Source organism: Phyllobacterium sp. 628 (assembly GCF_014189505.1).
Lineage (GTDB): Bacteria > Pseudomonadota > Alphaproteobacteria > Rhizobiales > Rhizobiaceae > Phyllobacterium.
Genome location: NZ_CP050301.1, coordinates 1,674,082 through 1,691,957, shown reverse-complemented (window position 1 = coordinate 1,691,957; position 17,876 = coordinate 1,674,082). Strand labels below are relative to the sequence as shown.

The following is a 17,876-nucleotide window of genomic DNA, read 5'->3' as shown; positions in this document are numbered from 1 at the left end:
ATCGCCGGTCCCTTCTACCGCCTCAAGTGCGGTTGAGGAAAAGCACTTTTTCGTGGAGCGGCCATCTTTGAAAATGCCCATGTCTCGTCACTGGAGCCGTCCGGAAAATTCAACTAAGTCTGTGCTCGAGAATGGAGAGAGGCGATATGGGCAACAATACACAGATTGAAAATGCGCTGGCGGCGGCCAGACATGTGCTCGCTTTGCGTTATGAAGGCGCGGCCTGCGCCTTCGCTGCTGGGTCCATCATACGTGGCGAGGGCACGGCGTCCTCGGATATCGATCTCGTGGTGGTGTTCGACCGGGTGGACAGGGCTTGGCGCGAGTCCTTTGTGGACCATGGCTTTCCGGTGGAAGCCTTTGTGCATGATCCTGAAACACTTGCCTGGTTCATCAACAATGATGCGAAGAGCGGCCATCCCCTGATGCTCGATATGATTGCTTCCGGGACGTTGATGGGAACGGATGTCGTCCGCGCTGATACACTGCAGGCGGCGGCGAGAAGCCAGCTTGCCGCTGGGCCACGGCCGTTTGCGGGCGAACACTGCGATAGTATCCGCTATCAGATCACTGACCTGCTCGACGATTTGCGGGGCGAGCGCAGCCCTGCTGAAATCAGGGCTATCGCGGCACAACTCTATCAGCCCCTCGCCGATCTTGTGCTGCTTGGCCGTGGCACATGGTCCGGCAAGGGCAAATGGATACCAAAACTTCTCGGCAAGCTGGATCAGGAATTGGCGCAGGGTTTTGATGATGCGTTCCGGATGGCTGCAAACGGGGAGTGTGCGGCTATTGTTGGATTCGTCGAACGCGAACTCGCGCCACATGGCGGGCCTTACTTTGCCGGAGACAAGCGTATGGCACTGGCAGAAATGCGGCACAGGCCTGACTGAACACCCTCAACATCCGCTATACGCAACTTTGTTTTCAAAAAGTTATTCACGCTAAAATTCATAATTTACGACCTGTTAGGGTTAACTGGATATTTCCGGAATAATGAGAATTGGAGCGGTACAAAGGATGCTAAATTGGGCATATCCGCCACAATTCGCACATTTGCATCGAGACCATGATCAAAAGCAGACCACGCGCCCAGAACCGCATCCTCATAATCATGGCCTGTTTTATCGGGATTTTCAGCATTATCGGCGGACGGCTGGTCTTTTACGGCATGAAGGATGAAGCGGCCGATTATACCGGCCCAACAGGCTCGATAATGGCTGCCCGTCCGGATATTCTCGACCGCAACGGCGAAGTGCTGGCGACGGATATCAAGACCATGTCGCTCTATGCCGAGCCCCGTAAGATCATCGATCCCGACGAAGCCTTCGAGCTGCTCTCAACCGTACTGCCCGATCTCAATTTCGAACAGACCTATAGCCGTCTGAAGGGCGAGGCCGGGTTTGCCTGGCTGAGGCGCGGCCTGACACCCAAACTCAAAAGCCAGATCATGGCCCTCGGCATTCCCGGCATCGGGTTTCGCACGGAAACATCGCGCATTTATCCCGGCGGGCCGACTGCCGCGCATATTCTCGGCCTCGTCAATGTCGACAATCAGGGCATTGCCGGGATGGAGAAATATATTGACGGGCAAGGCCTGACCGATTTGCGCGCTGCCGGTCTTGCCCATGGCCGCTCGCTGGAACCGGTCAGGCTCTCCGTCGATCTGCGCGTGCAGCATGTGGTGCGTGATGTTCTGGTCAATGCCGTCGAACGTTATCGCGCCATTGCCGCAGGCGCCGTGGTGCTGGATGTCAGCACGGGCGAAGTGCTGGCAATGGCTTCCATACCGGATTTCAACCCGAACAATCCATTCAATGCGCTGGAAAAGGATCGTCTCAACCGCATGTCTGCCGGTGTTTACGAGATGGGATCGACGATCAAGAGCTTTACCACCGCGATGGCGCTGGATTCCGGCCTGGCGACGCTGAACAGTACATTTGATGCCACCCGCCCGATCACCATCGGCCGCCAGACCATCCATGACTTTCACGGCAAGCGGCGGGTGCTGACGCTGCCGGAGGTGTTCCTGTTTTCCTCGAATATCGGTTCGGCAAAGGAAGCGGATATGGTGGGCATCGAGGGTCACCGCGAATTCCTGCAACGGCTGGGTCTGCTTGATCCGATGAAAACAGAGCTGCCCGAGGTTGCAAAACCGTTTTCTCCCAAAGTATGGAAAAAGGTGCATTCGATCACAATTTCCTTCGGCCATGGCATGGCAACCACGCCCTTGCAGACGGCCGTTGGCGCAGCGGCGCTGATGAATGGCGGCTTGCTCCTACCGCCAACCTTCCTGCCGCGCAGCGCAGAAGAGGCAAAGAAGCTGGCAAAGCGGGTTGTGAGCCAACGGACGAGTGATGATTTGCGCTATCTCTATCGCCTCAATGCGCAGAAAGGCACCGGTGGATCGGCCAGCCGCACCCAGGTTCCGGGCTATCGCGTTGGCGGCAAGACGGGTACGGCAGAAAAAGTCATCAACGGGCGTTATTCGAAGGAAGTGCGCTTCAACACCTTCATCGCCGCCTACCCGATTGAAAATCCGCGCTATGTGGTCTTGACGATTATCGATGAGCCCAAGCCCGTCGACGGACAGGCGGCAGCGGGTGCTGGTCTCAACGCAGCGCCGATGGCCGCAGAAATCATCCGCCGTTCCGCCAATATACTGGGCGTCATGCCGTCGTTCGAGGAAGCGTGCCGGGATTCCTGTTAAAGTGTTTTGTACATGATGGTCGTCGCATCGAGATGGCCATGATGCGCGTCACGGCAGTAGCCGGGGATGATGCCAGCGGTCTGATAACCCAGATCCGTGTAAAGCGGCTCAGCCGTGTCGCCCGTGCGGGTGTCGAGTGTGATCAGGTCCCGGCCAAGTTCACGCGCCAGATGTTCAAGCTCGGCCATAAGCGCCTTGGCGATGCCGCGGCGGCGAAAATCCGGATGCACCATCAGTTTGCGTATCTCCGCCCGGTGCGGCTGATTGGGCGGCGTGTCATAATCCAGCTGACCAGCTCCGGCGATGCTTCCCCCTGCCCGCACGACCAGTAGAATGCGCTTGCCGCCACGCAGAGCTGGCAGCACGTTGTCGCGCCACAAGGCCTCGCTGTCCTCCACTGAAAACGGCAGGATGAAACCGATGCTGGCGCCGTCCTGCACGCAGGCACGCAGCAGCATGCCCAAATCCTTGATATGGTGAGAAAGGTTGTCAGCGGTAAAAATCTCGATGTCAGTGGTCATGGGGCCTCAAAGGATAAAAAGCATGTAGCGCGCCGATTGCCCCGATGTGGCAAAGGCACTGGGGCCAAAGAGCTGGTAGCGCAGGCAATCGCCCGGGTGCAGATCGTGCGTTTGGCCGTTGACTGTTACCTGCAGCCGCCCTTCAAGCATTACCAGATGGTGTTCCAGACCCGGCCGTGGCGGCTGTTCATAGGTGATGCGTGCGCCGGGATCGATCTCGCATTCCAGCGCCTCGCCTGCCAGCGTCTGGGCCGGCGGGGACACGGAACGGCGGCGGAAGCCGACGCTTTGATCGGTCCAGACCGGCTGCGCCGCATGGCGGATCAGCGGCACGAAATCGTCCTCCACCATATGCATCAGCCGCGACAGGGTGAGGCCGTAAGCAGCGCAAAGTTTGCCCAGCACATTGGCTGTGGGGCTCACCTCGGCATTTTCCAGCCGGGATAGTGTGGCACGGCTGACAGCGCTACGCTTGGCAAGCTCATCCAGCGACCATTCCCGTTCCGCCCGCAAACCCTTGAGGCGCCGGGCAATCAATTGGTCGATAGTGTCGGTATCTGCCGCTGCTGTTTCCATATATGGGAAATTATCTCTATAATGAGATATAGTCAATCTGCGAAAGCATTTTGACGAATAAAGGCTTCCCTCTTTATTCAACAGATGATGGCGCTTGGCGGTTGCCAATAAACCAATTGCGCCGGGCTCCAAAGGGAACCCGGCGCAATCGCTATTCTTCAAATTGGTCAGTATAAACTGCCGGCTCTTTGGTCAGGTCAAACCCCAAACCGTTCGAACCGAATGTTCAATATTTTCCTGTATTTAACAGCTTTATAAAAATGTACAGCCGGAGAAGAGCACAACAGGACGGCTGTGAATAATGACTTTAAATCATGGCATGAATGCCTCACGGGAATATCTAACGTTCCGCCATGCAGCAGTGTACACGGCCGCACTCAAATAAAACCGTTGCAACGCGCGGCTCCAACGATCACAGATATCACATCGACCCGGGGGAAATCAGCTGATGGCGCTGTTCGAAAACATGCTGGTTCTGATGCTGGTGGCAATCATTTTCCTCCAGCTCTCCCGAACGCTTGCAGTGCCCTACCCGACCATGCTGGCCGTGGCAGGTGTTATAGTCGCTTCGCTGCCATGGGCACCGGATATTTCCATCGACCCACAGCTTGCCATGGCGCTTTTCATCGCCCCGGCGCTGCTTGATGCGGCCTATGACCTGCCGCCACGCACCATCCGCCGCGACTGGGTACCGCTGGTGTCGCTGGCTGTGTGGGTGGTGATTCTCACGACCGCTGCAGTGGCATGGGTTGGCGTATCCATCGGCGGCCTGCCGCTCGCCGCCGCCATTGCACTGGGCGCTATCGTTGCGCCGCCCGATGCCGCAGCCGCAGCCGCCATGTTGGGACGGTTTGCCCTGCCACGGCGGGCGGTGGCGATTTTGCAGGGTGAAAGCCTGCTCAACGACGCCACATCGCTGCTGATTTTCAGTGCGGCCGTCGGAGTTGCCATGGGTGCAAGCACCCTTCTGCATCTCATTCCGCTGCTGATTATTGCCGTGCCGGGCGGTCTTCTTTTCGGATTTGTCTCCGCCAGAATAGCGATGCTGTTTTCCCGGCATCTGGCGGGAACGCTTGGGGGCACCCTGTTTGAATTCGTGGCGGTGTTCGGCACGTGGATCATTGCCGAGCACCTGCACCTTTCGGCGATTCTTGCTGTCGTGGCCTTTGCAATGACCACCGCTCATTATGTGCCTGCCCGGCAGGCGCCACGGGCCCGGCTGCATTCCTATTCCGTCTGGCAGGCCTCGGTGTTTCTGCTCAATGTGCTCGCTTTCCTGCTCATGGGATTGCAGGCGCGCGCCATCGTTCTGGACCTTGCTCGGGAAGAGCTGTCCTTCGCGCTGATGTTTGCGGGCATTGTGTTCGTCACAGTTGTGCTGGTGCGCATTGCCTGGGTGCTCACCTATAACCGGCTGGTGCACTACCTGCTCTCATCGGAAAGCCGGATTCCGCGCCCGCCCCTACGGATGAGCCTTGTAGTGTCATGGTGCGGCATGCGCGGGCTGGTGACATTGGCGACGGCGCTGGCGCTGCCCGCCGCCTTTCCATCGCGTGAACTGATTGTGCTGAGCGCGCTGGCCGTGGTGCTTGGCTCGCTCATCGTGCAGGGGCTGACGCTCGGGCCGCTGATCCGTCTGCTGGGTTTCAAGCCGGATACCTCGCTCGAGACCGACCTTGCCAAAGCCCGGGTCACGCTGCTCGACACAGCCATTCGGGTGCTGGACAAGCGCGATGACAATGTGGCGAACCGTCTGCGCGAAACCTATGAAGAGGCGCGGGCTCTGGCTGCGGACGGGCGCAATCCACGGGCAGTCAGCCAGACCGACCAATTGCAATTGACGATGATTGCAGCCAAGCGGGAAAAACTCGCAGCCATGCGTCACAGCGGCGCCATTGACGATGATGTTTTCCATGCGCTGGAGCAGGATCTCGACTTTGCCGAACTCGCTGCACTGCCACCGGAAAAACTGGAGATCATCGACGGCTGATCCATATCCCGTTTCTGCCCGCCATTTTTTGTTCAACACCGGAAGGCTCGTCCCATGCTTCATCACATTTCATTTGGCGTCAGCGACCTTGACCGCGCGGCGGTGTTTTATGATGCGGCCCTTGCGCCGCTCGGATATGTCAGGGTCTGGGAGGATATCCGCCTAGGCGAGCCGGATCAGGCCGTTGGGTATGGGCTTCCCGGCGGCGGTGACAAGCTGGCACTGAAACACCGGCCGGAGGGTCAGCGCCCGCCCGGCCCCGGCTTTCACCTCGCCTTTGCTGCGCCGAACCGGCAGGCTATCGATGCATTTCACGCTGCTGCGCTGGCACACGGCGGCAAGGACAATGGCGGGCCCGGCCTGCGGCCCGACTATGGCCCGCATTACTATGCTGCCTTTGTGATCGAGCCGGACGGGCATCATATCGAAGCGGTTTTTAATGCGTCCGCGTAATAGGCGCTTGCCATGAAATCCCACCGCTGCGCAAAATCAGCAGCAGAATGAGTTTGGAACACAGGAGCCGTTTTTGCTGATGACCCCAGACGAACTCAAGATCGTACGCCGCGCCTATGCCATGCAAATTTCCGCCGCTGCCCGTATCACCAACAAGCGCATTGAGGATGCTTTCGCTACGGTGCCGAGAGAGGCATTTCTTGGGCCGGGTCCGTGGCCCATTCTCCGCAGGCTCAAAGAATATGTCCGGACACCGTCAGCCGATCCGGTTTATCTCTATACGAATGACCTTGTCGGCATTCTGCCGGAGCGGCACATCAACAATGGTCAGCCTTCGTTGCACGCATATCTGCTTTGGCAAGCCGCGCCGCGCAACGGCGAGCACGTGGTGCATATCGGTGCCGGAGTCGGCTATTTCACGGCCATCATGGCAGAGCTTGCAGGCCCAACCGGCCGTGTGACGGCAATCGAGTTCAACCCGGAACTGGCTGCCCGTGCTGCGGTCAATTTGGCTCCGTATCCGAATGTATCAGTGATTCAGGGTGATGGCAGCAGCGTTGCCTTCGACGACGCTGATGTCATCTATGTCAATGCCGGAGCAACCCGTCCCACCGAAACATGGCTCGACAGGCTGAAGGATGGCGGGCGGCTGATCCTCCCGTTGACCACGAACGAAGGATTCAGCCGAAGTGATGCCAATATACGCCGGCACGGCGCGGTGTTTCTGATCACCCGTGCGGCGGAAAAATTCCTGGCGCAATGGATATCACCCGTGTCGATCTTTCCATGCGAAGGCATGCGCGATGCGGAATCGGAAAAAGCGCTCGCCACTGCATTCAAATCAGGGGATTACCGGCGCATGACGCGGCTTTACAGGACCGGTGATATCGCGGCAGAACAATGTTGGCTGCATGCATCTGATTGGTGTCTTGCATATGAGTGATACCCCGAAAGATATCGCGCACCTGTTGCAGTTGCTTGAAGAGCGACTCCTTGACCAGGCCGTACGCAAAACGCCCCTGATCGTAAACCACCTGCTGGCGGACGATTTTATCGAATTTGGCACCTCCGGAGGTGTGTACAACAAACAGGAAATCGTTGACGCACTTGCAAATGAACCCATGGAGAATGCACCAATCCTTTCAGCATCCGATTTTGCCGTTCGCACACTCGCAGAAGGCATTATTCAGGTGACCTATCGCAGTGTTCGCAGAGTTCGCGATACCGGACAGGAACGGCATTCATTGCGAAGTTCGATCTGGAAGTTTATCGGCGGCCGCTGGCAGATGATATTTCATCAGGGCACCTGGATACCTCAAGCCCGCGATAAGATATGAGCGCGCAACAAGTACGCCACTTGCCTCCCTTACCAAGGCATTGTTTATAGTCTGTATTGAATTTACCGGGATTGCAGGGGGAGCCACGACATGCCGTCTACCGAATTGCTTATCGCCTTTCTCGCCACCACGGCGATCTTTGCCTATATCCCCGGCCCGGCCATGCTTTATGCGGCGGCGCAGACCATTGCGCGGGGGCGCTGGTCAGGGTTGATGGCGGCATTGGGCATTCATCTGGGCGGCTATGTGCATGTGTTCGCTGCTGCAGCCGGATTGTCCGTGCTGTTTCACGCGGTGCCGCTGCTCTATCTCGTGGTCAAATTCTGCGGTGCGGCCTATCTGGTCTGGCTCGGCATTTCGCTGTTTCGCGCCAAGGCACATGGCGATGTTGCCGTGCCCGGTGTTGAACCCAAATCCGGACGCCGCGCCTTTTTCGAAAGCATCAGCGTCGAGATCCTCAATCCCAAGACAGCGATTTTCTTCATGGCGTTCCTGCCGCAATTCATCGATGCGTCCGCAGCGTTTCCCGTCTGGCTGCAGTTCGTTATCCTTGGAACCATCGTCAATCTGATGTTCTCCTCAGCGGATATCGTCTGCGTGTTTCTGGCCGGGGTGATGATTGCGCGGCTGCGGCGCTCCAGCCACGCGCAGCGTCTGATGCAACGCGCCGGCGGCACAGGTGCTGGTTGGGCTCGGTGTCCACCTTGCCCTGCAGAAGAGCTGATCAGCCGCGCCCATCGGGATAAACCGCAGGTCCCTTAAGCTCGATCTTGTTGTCGAACGGGTCGCGGAAATAGAATGAATGGCCCATGCCGCGTGCGCCGCCATGCATGGCCTCACGCTCGATTTCCACATGATGGGCGGCGAGATGAGCGCGCAACGCATCATGATCGAACGGGCTGGTGGCAATGCAGACATGATCGACATTACGCCCGCTCGCGACCGGCGGGACCGCACTTTCCGCGCCCGGATGGGTGATATCCCACAGCACGATCAAGGCCGACCCGCACCAGACCTGCTCCATGCCGAGAGCCGGATAGGTATAGCCAAGCTGGCAGCCGAGCACGCCTTGATAGAAGGCGAGCGCTTTCGCCATGTCGTCAACGAGAAAGACCACGTGGTCGATCCCGACGAGGGAAAACGGAATGCTCGCTGAAGTCATGGCAATCTCCGTGGATGGTCGCCGTGTCGAAATGCACGGTATCGCGTCCCATTCCTATCTATCCAGTATCGTCGGCAGTTCCTGCAAAAACGCATCGCGAGCGCGATAGCCGGCAGTCTGCGTATCTTTCTTGTCATCCTGAATGAGCCGTGCAAACACCACGACGTGCTTGCCCTTCACCGCCCATCCGACAAACCAGCCATAGGCGCGGGCTTCGTCAGGCGTTCCGTCCTTCTTTCGGGGAAACGCTGTTCCTGTCTTGCCATGTACATCCCAATCATTGGGGAGATGCCAGACCTCCACGATCTGGTTCGTCATGTCGTAAGCCTGCGGGGTCACGGGCAATTGCCGGTTGACGAACTTGCGCAGAAAAGCAACCTGCTCCAACGGCGAAATCTTCAACGAGGAACTTAACCAGGCCCGGTCAAGACCATTGTTCTTGCCGGGATCGCCCGAAACATCCGCATTGCCATATTCAAACTTCCTCGCATAGGCGTGCAGGCGCTTTTCGCCCAAAAACTGTGTCACCTGCCGCGAAAACCAAACAACGGAATATTTCATCCACCGCTCCGGATCTGTCGTCTGACGCCAGTTTTCACCGCCCCAATCGGCATATCCCTCGCGATACGGCAGTTCCGGCGTATGGGCATCTTTAAGGAAGCCGGAATCATACCCCATCAGGCTGAGCGCGATCTTGAACGTCGATGCCGGTGTGACAAGTTCACTGCAATAGCCCTGCCGGACGACAGTGTTCCCGGTTGCGGCATCGGCAATGACGGTGCAGATTGTCCGCGATTGGGATAAGGCTGGCCCAGCGCCCAGTCCAATCATCATTGCGGCTGTCAAAGACCAAAATTTCAGTCCGGCGGTGGTTTGCGGCATCAAAAAACAACTCCAGTTTCCACGCGCAATTTCCCGGCTCAATTTGTTCGCAAAATGACCGATCCGCCCAACAGAATATTACCCCCGGCAGATTGTAAATATCCCGCCCGAGACGAAAGCTACGGGGACCGCATATTTTACCCCTGCTGTGGAGAGGAAGACCCGGTCAACCCGGCCAGAACATCGCTCAAAATCTCCTGCGACAGGGTTTCATCGGCCACGGCGCGAGCGATGACAAGACCGCCAACCATCGAGGCGATTGTCTGGATAGCCTGCTGGCGGGCGGATTTATCCTCCGGCCAGGGAAATTGCATCGCCATCTGATCGATAAAAGCCGAGAGATGGCAGGTCAACGGTTCGCGCACGCCCGGCTCCCGGCTGATTTCGGGCGCCAATGCGGCAATCAGACAGCCATCGCCGGGGGTGTCGCGGTGCGAAGGGCTGAGGTAACTGTTGATGAAGCTGTTCTTCCCCTCCTCGCTCGGCTCGATGGTTTCAAGCTTGCTCAACGCCTTCTGCGACGTGTGCCGCATGCTTTCGGCCATCAGCTCTTCCTTGGAAGCGAAGTGATTGTAGAACGGGCCGTGGGTCAGACCCGTTGCCTTCATGATTTCACCGAGACTGACACCGGAAAAGCCGCGCTCGCGAAACAGCCGCGCGGCCTGCTCCAATATGCGTTCATGTTTTTCTGCGGTTTCTGCGGCGGGGTAGCGCATGGGTTTTCCAATTTTCTGACCGGGTATCTTGACACCAAGCATGATAGTCGTCATGTATAGAAAATTCAAGCATGATGATCATCATGTTTAGTGAACAATGTGCAACAGATCGACAGGACACCTCTCTTCCGGCCACCCGGAAGCGCGATTGCGGAGCTTTGACCGGCAATTTCGCTCCCAATGCCGGTTCCGAACGCCTGCCAGAACACTGGATTGGAATGACAATGACAAACACCACTGAAAAGACGTCGACACACAAAGCGGGCGGCAAAGAGGGTACAGCACTCGTGACGGGTGCTTCTGCCGGACTTGGCAAAATCTATGCGGACAGGCTAGCTGGACGTGGCTACGACCTCATCCTTGTTGCCCGCCGGGAAGACCGGCTGGAAGCTTTGGCTGAAGAATTGCGTGGCCGCTACGGCGTGAATATCGCTACGATTATGGCCGATCTGGCCAACTCCGGTGATCTCGACAAAGTTGCCAAGACATTATCCACCAGCGAAACCATCACCATGCTCGTCAACAATGCCGGTACGTCAACGCTCGGCAGCCTTGGCGATACGCCGCTTGCCAATGTGGATTCGATGACCGATGTAAATATTACGGCACTCGTCCGGCTCAGTCTTGCGGCACTCCCGGCTTTCAAGCGGCGCGGCCGTGGCACCATTATCAACCTTGGCTCCATTCTCAGTTTCCACACCCTGCCGCACAGCAGTGCCTATAGCGGCACCAAGGGTTACGTGATGAATTTCACCCGTGGATTGCAACAGGAAGTGGCTGAAACCAATGTGCGCGTGCAGCTCGTCCTGCCAGCCGCGACAGCGACGGATATATGGGAACTCTCCGGCGTGCCGCTGGACAGACTGGATCCGACCACGGTCATGGATCCGGAAGCCTGTGTCGATGCTGCACTTGCGGGTCTCGATCAGGGGGAATTGATCACCCTGCCATCGCTCGAAGATATAGAACTGTTCAATGAATATGATGCAGCGCGCTTGAAGCTGCTGTCCGCTACGCAGCGCAGCGCACCCGCCACACGCTATACCGTTGGTAAATAAGGCATGGGCTAAAACAAAATTCGGAGCGTCCTCTGGGCGCTCCGAATTGTATCTTGCAATACCTGCATGCGTGGTTCGACAAGCTCACCATGAGGGAGAGTGAGGGTTGCAGTGTGTTCACATTCTGCAATGCTGATGACCAGCCTGCAGCCAACCCATATCCCTCATGGTGAGCTTGTCGAACCACGCACTCTGGAAATACAGCTTTTAAGAATTACCGGCCGTCTGGGGTTTTGACACCGCCCCATTTGTCCTCGACGGCTTGATAATGCTCTTCCGGCTTGTATTCGGCGACCTGCAAACCCACGCCCTTGGCGGTCAGACGGCCCAAGGCTGAAACAACCTGATAGCTGTAGACAACGCTGTCGCGCTCGGCCTGCACCAATGCCAATTGAGCGGTGATAACCGTGCCCTGTGCTTCCAGCACGTTCAGCGTGGTGCGCTGGCCGACTTTGCGCTCTTCAATAACGCCTTGCAGCGCCAGTTGCGCCGCCGACACCACCGACCTCTGCGCGGCGATGGAAGCACGCGCCGCCTCAAGGCTTGCCCACGCCGATGCCAAGGTCTGACGGACGCTGTCTGACGACACGTCCACTTCGACACGCCGTTGCGCCAGACTTTCCTTGGACTGGCGAACAGTTGCAGCGGTCTTGCCGGCGCCATAGATCGGAATCGTTACATTAAGCGAAGCCGAGCCCAGTGTATTGTTCGGCGTCACCTTGGTCCTGCCCTGGAAAATATCGGTGCGGGTGACTGTGCCGGTCAGATCGGCGGATGGAAGCAGTGCGCCCTCATTGACCTTGACCTTGTATCCGGCGGAATCGGTGTTGAATTTTGCCGAGCCGATCGACGGATGGTTGGCCTGCGCAATCGAATAGGCTTGCGTGAGCGATTTTGGCAGCGACTTGGCTGGAGCGGCGGCCGACAGCGATCCCGGCGTGGAACCGGTCGTCTGGATATAGGTTGCCTCAGCGATTTTCACATTGGCGCGGGCGGTGTTGCGGTCGTTAACAGCGGTTGCCTGCGATGCTTCAGCCTGCGCGACGTCGGTGCGTGTTCCCTCGCCCACATCAAAACGCGCACGGTTTGACCGCACCTGTTCATTCAGGAAGGCCAGGTTCTTTTCGCGCAAGGCGACGATCTGGCGGTTGAGGTACACATCCATATAGGCCTGAACGGCAGTCAAAAGGATCGTCTGTTCGCTGCCGCGCAGATCCTCACGCGCCGCCAGCACACCGGTTTTGGCTGCGGCAACATTGTTCTTGGTCTGAAAACCATCGAACAGCATCTGGTTGACCTGCAGCGTATCCGTCGCCGTACCCCGCGTTCCGGCATCCTGGCCATCAACCTTCGAACGGGTCAACCCAGCCTTGACCTGCCCATTTACCGTGGGACGATAGCCGGATTTGGCAATGGCAACGTTCTCGTCCGTCACGCGCACGCCGGCACGGTTGGCGTTCAGAGTGGAATTGTTCTGATAGGCCTTCGACATGGCACCAAAGATCGTTTCGGCCATGGAGGGCGTCGCCGTCAGAACCGAAGTCATCAGCAGGATCGCAGTAAGGCTTCGCTTGGCTGTTATGGACACGGTCAATTTCTCCGACAGTTTGAACACGGACTCGCGCTGGCCGAACCGTTCGTTCCGATTTGAAAGAGACATTGCGCTCCGAACCGCCGATGTCAATGTTGAAAACCGGTTCAACGGTGTTTTTACAACGCTTCACCCTTTTCGCGTGCAATGGCGCGCCAGCCAATATCCCTGCGGTAAAAGCCCTCAGGCCAGTCTATTTTCGCAATTGCAGCATAGGCAGCGTTCTGTGCTTCCTCAACCGTTTTGCCGCTCGCCGTGACATTAAGGACACGCCCGCCATTGGCAATAAGGTCGCCATTCTTTTGCGCGGTGCCCGCATGGAAAATCTGCACGCCGTCCGGCTGCGCTGCATCGGCACCGCGAATAGTGCTGCCCTTTTCCGGTGCAGCGGGATAACCGCGGGCGGCCATGACGACGGTCAGAGCGGGATCGTCATACCAGCGCACCGACATCTGATCGAGCGCGCCATCGGCAGCAGCTTTCAGGAGCAGCAGCACATCGTCCTTCAGCCGCAGCATCAGCACCTGTGTTTCCGGATCGCCAAAGCGGGTATTGTATTCGATGAGCTTCGGACCGTCCTTGGTGATCATCAGACCGGCAAACAGCACGCCGCTGAACGGTGCGCCGATTTCCGCCATACCGCGCATGGTCGGTTCAATCAGTTCGCGCATCGTGCGGTCGATGATTGCCTGTGTCATGACGGGTGCGGGCGAATAGGCACCCATGCCGCCAGTATTGGCACCGGTATCGCCATCGCCAACGCGCTTGTGATCCTGCGCCGTGCCAAATGGCAGCGCGGTCTTGCCATCACAGAGGCAGAAGAAGCTGGCTTCCTCACCGTCGAGAAACTCTTCCACCACCACTTCCGCACCCGCTCCGCCAAAGGCACCGTCGAAACAGGCATCCACCGCGTCAAGCGCTTCCTGCACCGTCATGGCAACGACGACGCCTTTGCCTGCCGCCAGACCATCGGCCTTGACCACAATCGGCGCGCCCTGCTTTTCCACATAGGCGCGGGCGGCGGCAGCATCGGTGAAGCGGCCATAGGCACCGGTCGGGATATTGAAACGGGCGCAGAGATCTTTGGTGAAACCCTTGGAGCCTTCGAGTTGCGCAGCAGCTTTGGACGGGCCGAACACGGAAATACCCGCCGCGCGCAGATCATCGGCGATACCGGCGACCAGCGGCGCTTCCGGGCCTACAACGACGAAATCGATGGCCTTGTCCTTGCAGAAGGCAACAATGGCCGCGTGATCGGCTGGATCGAGCGCCACACACTCGGCTTCGCGCGCGATGCCTGGGTTGCCCGGCGCGCAGTAAAGCTTGGTCAACACGGGCGATGCCGCGATCTTCCAGGCGAGAGCGTGCTCGCGGCCACCGGAACCAATCAGCAGGACGTTCATCGTTTTATGCTCCGCGCATGAGGGAATTGCTGTTCGGTATGGCCTTGAGGCCAAGGGGTCAAGCATGCAATCGCACATTTGCCCGGAAAAGGTGTTTGATGCGTGGGTTGAGCAGCTCTGATTTGCACTGTCTTCACAAGCTATTCTCTCTCCGTCATCCTAGGGCTTGACCCGAGGACCCACGACAAAGGGGCAAGAACTTAATACCAGCCTCAATGGGATCCAGTTATTTGGGCCATGGTGTCATCTGCCAATAAGGATACACATCACTGGAATACACCGAGCAAACTTCCCTCTCGGCACTCCTCAGCCATGGGTCCTCGGGTCAAGCCCGAGGATGAAGGAGAGAGAGGAGCCATCAAAGTTAGAAAGCCAAATCCTGCAATATTTACTTGACTGGCGAAGCGCTCGCTGCAAGGTCACGGCATGACATCAGAAAAAGATATTATCCAGTCGACGCAGGCGCGGGGCCGCGTTTTCGATGCGCCCTCGGGGCATTGGGTTTACCGGGTTTTGCCCGCATGGATATGGCCCTACGCGCAGCTGGCGCGCTGGGACCGGCCCATCGGCTGGATATTGCTGCTCTGGCCCTGCTGGTGGTCGGTGGCATTGGCGTCAAGCGCCGGTGCCAAGGTCGGCGATCCCATCTGGTCTATCATTCCCTCGCCGTATCATCTGGTGCTGTTTCTGATCGGCGCGATTGCCATGCGCGGCGCGGGCTGCACCTATAATGATCTTGCCGACGAGGATATTGACAATCAGGTGGCCCGCACCCGTTCGCGGCCGCTGCCATCCGGACAGGTTACTCGCAAACAGGCCAAAATTTTCATAGCGCTTCAAGCGCTTGTGGGTTTGCTGGTGGTCATCCAGTTCAACCGTTTCACCATTCTGCTTTCCATTGCCTCGCTGGTGATCGTTGCGATCTATCCCTTCATGAAGCGTATCACCAACCTGCCGCAGCTGGTGCTGGGTCTTGCCTTTTCCTGGGGCGCGCTGGTGGGCTGGTCCGCGCATTTCGGCGCTCCGGCAACCTTGAAGGACTTTCTACCGCCGCTGCTGCTCTATGCGGGATCAATCCTGTGGGTTATCGGCTATGACACGATCTACGCCCATCAGGACAAGGAAGACGACGCTCTTGTGGGCGTTGGTTCAACTGCACGGCTGTTCGGCAGCCGCACCCGCGAAGCGCTGATGGTGCTGTATGGCGGCTCACTGGTGCTGTTCCTCTGGGCCTTTGCCGTGGCTGAGGTGCCCATGCCCGCTGTTGCGGGACTTCTGGCTGCGGGTGCGCATATGTACCGCCAGATCATGGTGCTCGATATTGACGATCCGGCACAGTGTCTGCGGCTGTTCCACTCGAACAAAACCGTTGGCTGGCTGATTTTCGCCGGGCTGGTGCTCGGCGCGCTGTGGACCGTGGTCAAGCCGTTTTTCTAGCTTGAACTGATCGCGTTCAAACCTTCCACCAGCTGGTCAAGCTCGGCCTCGGTGGTATAAAGCGCGGGGGAAACGCGCAGGCACTGGCCTTTGGCTATGCCGGCGCGGCGTACTGTCAACACCTTGTGCTGGTCGCGCAACGCCACCATCAAAGCGTTGTTGTCGTCCTTGCTGATTTTCCCCTTGACGCGGAACGAGGTGATACCGGCATGCATGGCAGCGTCATCCGGCGTCAGGATTTCAATCGTATCGATGGCGCGGGCTTTTTTGACCCAGTAATTGCGAAGATAGGTCAGCCGCGCCTGCTTGCGCTTCGAGCTGATCATCGCGTGCAGATCCAGCGCCGCCGGAACGGTGAGGGTCGCGGCGAAATTGGTCGTTCCGGTGTGAATGCGCGAGCGGATATCGTCCTTTGGCCAATCTTCATCGGCGAGGTCGCGGTCAATATCGGCGAGCCGGTCCTTGCGGATATAGAAGAAACCCATGCCGATTGGTGCACCGATCCACTTGTGCAGATTGAACCCAACGAAATCGGCGCCGAGATCAGCAACGTTAAAATCCATCTGCCCCCAGGAATGAGCCGCGTCCACCACCACGTCAACGCCCCGTGAACGGGCCATATCGGCGATTTCGCGGATCGGCATAACCAGACCGGTGCGATGGGAAAGATGCGTGAGCATCAGCAGCCTGGCCTTTGGCGTTGCTTCCAGCACGGCGCGGTAGGCCTCAAGCACGGCTTCCCTGGTTGCCGGCTCGGGAATGGCAAAGGTCTTGACCTCGACGCCGCGACGGGGTGCCAGCGCATTCATCGCATATTGCATCGAGTCATAGTCGAGATCGGAATAGATCACCGCATCGCCCGGCTGCAGCTTGTTATAGCCGGTAATGAGAACTTGCAGGGCTTCCGTTGCACCGCGTGTCAGCGCAATTTCCTCAGGCGCGGCACCGACTGCGGCGGCGACACGATTGCACACATCCTCGGCATCTTTGCCAAAGGCATTGCGGGCATAGACCGTATTCTGCCTGTTCACACGCTGGGTATTTTCCAGATAGGCCTGCAGCACCGGACGGGCCATGATGCCCCAATAGCCGTTTTCCAGATTGGCGATGGACCGGTCGACGTCATAGAGATCGCCGACAGCCGCCCAATAGGCTTTGTCAGTGGCAATCGCAGCGTCGTCTACTGAGGGAAGCGCAACTGTCTCAGCGGCCGACGCTTTTGCAACTGTCGCTGCGGCAATGGCCGTTACCGCGCTGCCAAGCAGGAAATGACGGCGTTCAATGCCCGACATCTGACAATCCCTTCATACGTTGTTTCATTGGAATCCTGATTAGGACCCTAATGTCACAACTGCATGAAGGGAATGACGATGAGCGGGATGGTTCAGCGGCGGCCAGAAGCGATGATTTCTTCACCGCCAACAACCAGACGCAGGCCGAGATCACCCATCTTGCGGCGCGCAAGGAAGCGCGGACGGCGGCGGCGCGGTTCACGGCCCTGACGCCGCTCCATGGGTTCGCCCACGGCAACCGGTCCGATACTCTGTTCAAGCTGCCGGGCTTCGCCGTCTTCTTCAACCATCATCATCGGCAGTTTGAACAGGGATGACCAGGCACGCCAGTCGGCGGCAATGTCATTGAGGTCATGTGCTACCAGCAATGGCACGGACAGGTGCGGATCGCTGTGCATGAGTTCGAGCGTCACGGTGATATCGCCAAGCTCATCTTCGGCGGCACGGGCCGTAACACCCAGAAAGGCGCAGGCCGGCAAAGCCAGCGATACCGGGAGGTGGCTGTTTGGCAGCACACGCTTGACCACGGCACCCCGCTCGTGCAGCGAGAAGGTGATGTCGCCCCGATCATCACGCGTGGCGTAGGTTACGGTCTGTGGCAGGTGGAATGGGTCAAGCCGGAATTCCCGACCTGCCCAAACCGGCTTTGCTCCGGCTTTTTTCATGTGACGCCTTCTGTCGATCCTGAGAGCCGGTTTTCCGGTCTTCTCTTTGGTATTTCCCTGTAGAAGCGGACCAATTTTTTCTG

16 protein-coding genes and 2 pseudogenes are annotated in these 17,876 nt (G+C 58.1%); 9 read left to right on the top strand and 9 right to left on the bottom strand.

What is annotated here, in order from left to right; translation table 11 throughout:
- Positions 1-146 precede the first annotated feature (146 nt).
- Both HB779_RS09880 and HB779_RS09875 read left to right on the top strand, forming a co-directional pair.
- The gene (locus tag HB779_RS09880) at positions 147-893 is read left to right on the top strand and encodes a nucleotidyltransferase domain-containing protein (RefSeq protein WP_188345530.1); all 747 of its coding nucleotides are present in this window, start codon (positions 147-149) and stop codon (positions 891-893) included.
- A gap of 194 nt (positions 894-1,087) precedes the next feature.
- A pseudogene (locus HB779_RS09875) lies at positions 1,088-2,710 on the top strand (peptidoglycan D,D-transpeptidase FtsI family protein); the annotation flags it as partial.
- On the opposite strand, the gene HB779_RS09870 reads toward HB779_RS09875, so the two are convergent.
- Complete coding sequence (locus tag HB779_RS09870; protein WP_188345528.1) at positions 2,707-3,231, bottom strand: GNAT family N-acetyltransferase; 525 nt, start codon at positions 3,229-3,231, stop codon at positions 2,707-2,709. The pseudogene HB779_RS09875 and the gene HB779_RS09870 overlap by 4 nt on opposite strands.
- Before the next feature lie 6 nt (positions 3,232-3,237).
- Positions 3,238-3,807, bottom strand: a complete 570-nt coding sequence (locus HB779_RS09865; RefSeq protein WP_188345527.1) for a helix-turn-helix domain-containing protein — start codon at positions 3,805-3,807, stop codon at positions 3,238-3,240.
- Positions 3,808-4,255: 448 nt separating this feature from the next.
- On the opposite strand from HB779_RS09865, the gene HB779_RS09860 reads away from it, so the two are divergent.
- The 5 genes and pseudogenes from HB779_RS09860 to HB779_RS09840 all read left to right on the top strand — a co-directional run bounded on the left by HB779_RS09860 (position 4,256) and on the right by HB779_RS09840 (position 8,311).
- Complete coding sequence (locus HB779_RS09860) at positions 4,256-5,797, top strand: sodium:proton antiporter (RefSeq protein WP_188345526.1); 1,542 nt, start codon at positions 4,256-4,258, stop codon at positions 5,795-5,797.
- Positions 5,798-5,851: 54 nt separating this feature from the next.
- Positions 5,852-6,250 (top strand): VOC family protein, encoded by a 399-nt coding sequence (locus HB779_RS09855; RefSeq protein WP_188345525.1) that lies wholly within the window; start codon positions 5,852-5,854, stop codon positions 6,248-6,250.
- Positions 6,251-6,329: 79 nt separating this feature from the next.
- Positions 6,330-7,193 (top strand): protein-L-isoaspartate O-methyltransferase, encoded by an 864-nt coding sequence (locus tag HB779_RS09850; protein WP_188345524.1) that lies wholly within the window; start codon positions 6,330-6,332, stop codon positions 7,191-7,193.
- The gene (locus tag HB779_RS09845) at positions 7,162-7,587 is read left to right on the top strand and encodes a DUF4440 domain-containing protein (RefSeq protein WP_210302615.1); all 426 of its coding nucleotides are present in this window, start codon (positions 7,162-7,164) and stop codon (positions 7,585-7,587) included. Before HB779_RS09850 ends, HB779_RS09845 begins: the two co-directional genes overlap by 32 nt.
- Positions 7,588-7,677: 90 nt before the next feature.
- A pseudogene (locus HB779_RS09840) lies at positions 7,678-8,311 on the top strand (LysE family translocator).
- Here HB779_RS09840 and HB779_RS09835 read toward each other — a convergent pair.
- The 3 genes from HB779_RS09835 to HB779_RS09825 form a co-directional block, all read right to left on the bottom strand.
- Positions 8,312-8,749 (bottom strand): VOC family protein, encoded by a 438-nt coding sequence (locus tag HB779_RS09835; protein ID WP_188345523.1) that lies wholly within the window; start codon positions 8,747-8,749, stop codon positions 8,312-8,314.
- Positions 8,750-8,803: 54 nt separating this feature from the next.
- Positions 8,804-9,583, bottom strand: coding sequence for a class D beta-lactamase (blaOXA, locus tag HB779_RS09830; RefSeq protein ID WP_188345858.1), 780 nt, complete (start codon positions 9,581-9,583; stop codon positions 8,804-8,806).
- A 185-nt stretch (positions 9,584-9,768) separates the two neighbouring features.
- A complete protein-coding gene (locus HB779_RS09825; protein WP_188345522.1) occupies positions 9,769-10,347 on the bottom strand; it encodes a TetR/AcrR family transcriptional regulator in 579 nt (192 codons plus the stop codon).
- A gap of 224 nt (positions 10,348-10,571) precedes the next feature.
- On the opposite strand from HB779_RS09825, the gene HB779_RS09820 reads away from it, so the two are divergent.
- Positions 10,572-11,405: an SDR family oxidoreductase gene (locus tag HB779_RS09820; protein WP_188345521.1), complete on the top strand. Its 834-nt coding sequence runs from the start codon at positions 10,572-10,574 to the stop codon at positions 11,403-11,405.
- A gap of 214 nt (positions 11,406-11,619) precedes the next feature.
- On the opposite strand, the gene HB779_RS09815 is transcribed toward HB779_RS09820, so the two are convergent.
- Positions 11,620-13,065, bottom strand: coding sequence for a TolC family outer membrane protein (locus HB779_RS09815; RefSeq protein WP_188345520.1), 1,446 nt, complete (start codon positions 13,063-13,065; stop codon positions 11,620-11,622).
- A 50-nt stretch (positions 13,066-13,115) separates the two neighbouring features.
- Positions 13,116-14,399, bottom strand: a complete 1,284-nt coding sequence (gene purD / locus HB779_RS09810; RefSeq protein ID WP_188345519.1) for a phosphoribosylamine--glycine ligase — start codon at positions 14,397-14,399, stop codon at positions 13,116-13,118.
- Between the two features lie 426 nt (positions 14,400-14,825).
- On the opposite strand from purD, the gene ubiA reads away from it, so the two are divergent.
- The gene (ubiA, locus tag HB779_RS09805; RefSeq protein WP_188345518.1) at positions 14,826-15,836 is read left to right on the top strand and encodes a 4-hydroxybenzoate octaprenyltransferase; all 1,011 of its coding nucleotides are present in this window, start codon (positions 14,826-14,828) and stop codon (positions 15,834-15,836) included.
- On the opposite strand, the gene HB779_RS09800 is transcribed toward ubiA, so the two are convergent.
- Both HB779_RS09800 and HB779_RS09795 read right to left on the bottom strand, forming a co-directional pair.
- Positions 15,833-17,128 (bottom strand): aminotransferase class V-fold PLP-dependent enzyme, encoded by a 1,296-nt coding sequence (locus tag HB779_RS09800; protein ID WP_188345517.1) that lies wholly within the window; start codon positions 17,126-17,128, stop codon positions 15,833-15,835. The two genes, ubiA and HB779_RS09800, sit on opposite strands and share 4 nt — an antisense overlap.
- 92 nt (positions 17,129-17,220) lie before the next feature.
- Positions 17,221-17,793, bottom strand: coding sequence for a DUF6101 family protein (locus tag HB779_RS09795; RefSeq protein ID WP_188345516.1), 573 nt, complete (start codon positions 17,791-17,793; stop codon positions 17,221-17,223).
- Positions 17,794-17,876: the final 83 nt, after the last annotated feature.

Excerpts from the sequence above, each read along its gene's own strand:
- HB779_RS09880 (WP_188345530.1), top strand. The coding sequence starts at position 147 with ATGGGCAACAATACACAGATTGAAAATGCGCTGGCGGCGGCCAGACAT.
- HB779_RS09870 (WP_188345528.1), bottom strand. The coding sequence starts at position 3,231 with ATGACCACTGACATCGAGATTTTTACCGCTGACAACCTTTCTCACCAT.
- HB779_RS09865 (WP_188345527.1), bottom strand. The coding sequence starts at position 3,807 with ATGGAAACAGCAGCGGCAGATACCGACACTATCGACCAATTGATTGCC.
- HB779_RS09860 (WP_188345526.1), top strand. The coding sequence starts at position 4,256 with ATGGCGCTGTTCGAAAACATGCTGGTTCTGATGCTGGTGGCAATCATT.
- HB779_RS09855 (WP_188345525.1), top strand. The coding sequence starts at position 5,852 with ATGCTTCATCACATTTCATTTGGCGTCAGCGACCTTGACCGCGCGGCG.
- HB779_RS09850 (WP_188345524.1), top strand. The coding sequence starts at position 6,330 with ATGACCCCAGACGAACTCAAGATCGTACGCCGCGCCTATGCCATGCAA.
- HB779_RS09845 (WP_210302615.1), top strand. The coding sequence starts at position 7,162 with ATGCATCTGATTGGTGTCTTGCATATGAGTGATACCCCGAAAGATATC.
- HB779_RS09835 (WP_188345523.1), bottom strand. The coding sequence starts at position 8,749 with ATGACTTCAGCGAGCATTCCGTTTTCCCTCGTCGGGATCGACCACGTG.
- blaOXA (WP_188345858.1), bottom strand. The coding sequence starts at position 9,583 with ATGATGATTGGACTGGGCGCTGGGCCAGCCTTATCCCAATCGCGGACA.
- HB779_RS09825 (WP_188345522.1), bottom strand. The coding sequence starts at position 10,347 with ATGCGCTACCCCGCCGCAGAAACCGCAGAAAAACATGAACGCATATTG.
- HB779_RS09820 (WP_188345521.1), top strand. The coding sequence starts at position 10,572 with ATGACAAACACCACTGAAAAGACGTCGACACACAAAGCGGGCGGCAAA.
- HB779_RS09815 (WP_188345520.1), bottom strand. The coding sequence starts at position 13,065 with ATGTCTCTTTCAAATCGGAACGAACGGTTCGGCCAGCGCGAGTCCGTG.
- purD (WP_188345519.1), bottom strand. The coding sequence starts at position 14,399 with ATGAACGTCCTGCTGATTGGTTCCGGTGGCCGCGAGCACGCTCTCGCC.
- ubiA (WP_188345518.1), top strand. The coding sequence starts at position 14,826 with ATGACATCAGAAAAAGATATTATCCAGTCGACGCAGGCGCGGGGCCGC.
- HB779_RS09800 (WP_188345517.1), bottom strand. The coding sequence starts at position 17,128 with ATGTCGGGCATTGAACGCCGTCATTTCCTGCTTGGCAGCGCGGTAACG.
- HB779_RS09795 (WP_188345516.1), bottom strand. The coding sequence starts at position 17,793 with ATGAAAAAAGCCGGAGCAAAGCCGGTTTGGGCAGGTCGGGAATTCCGG.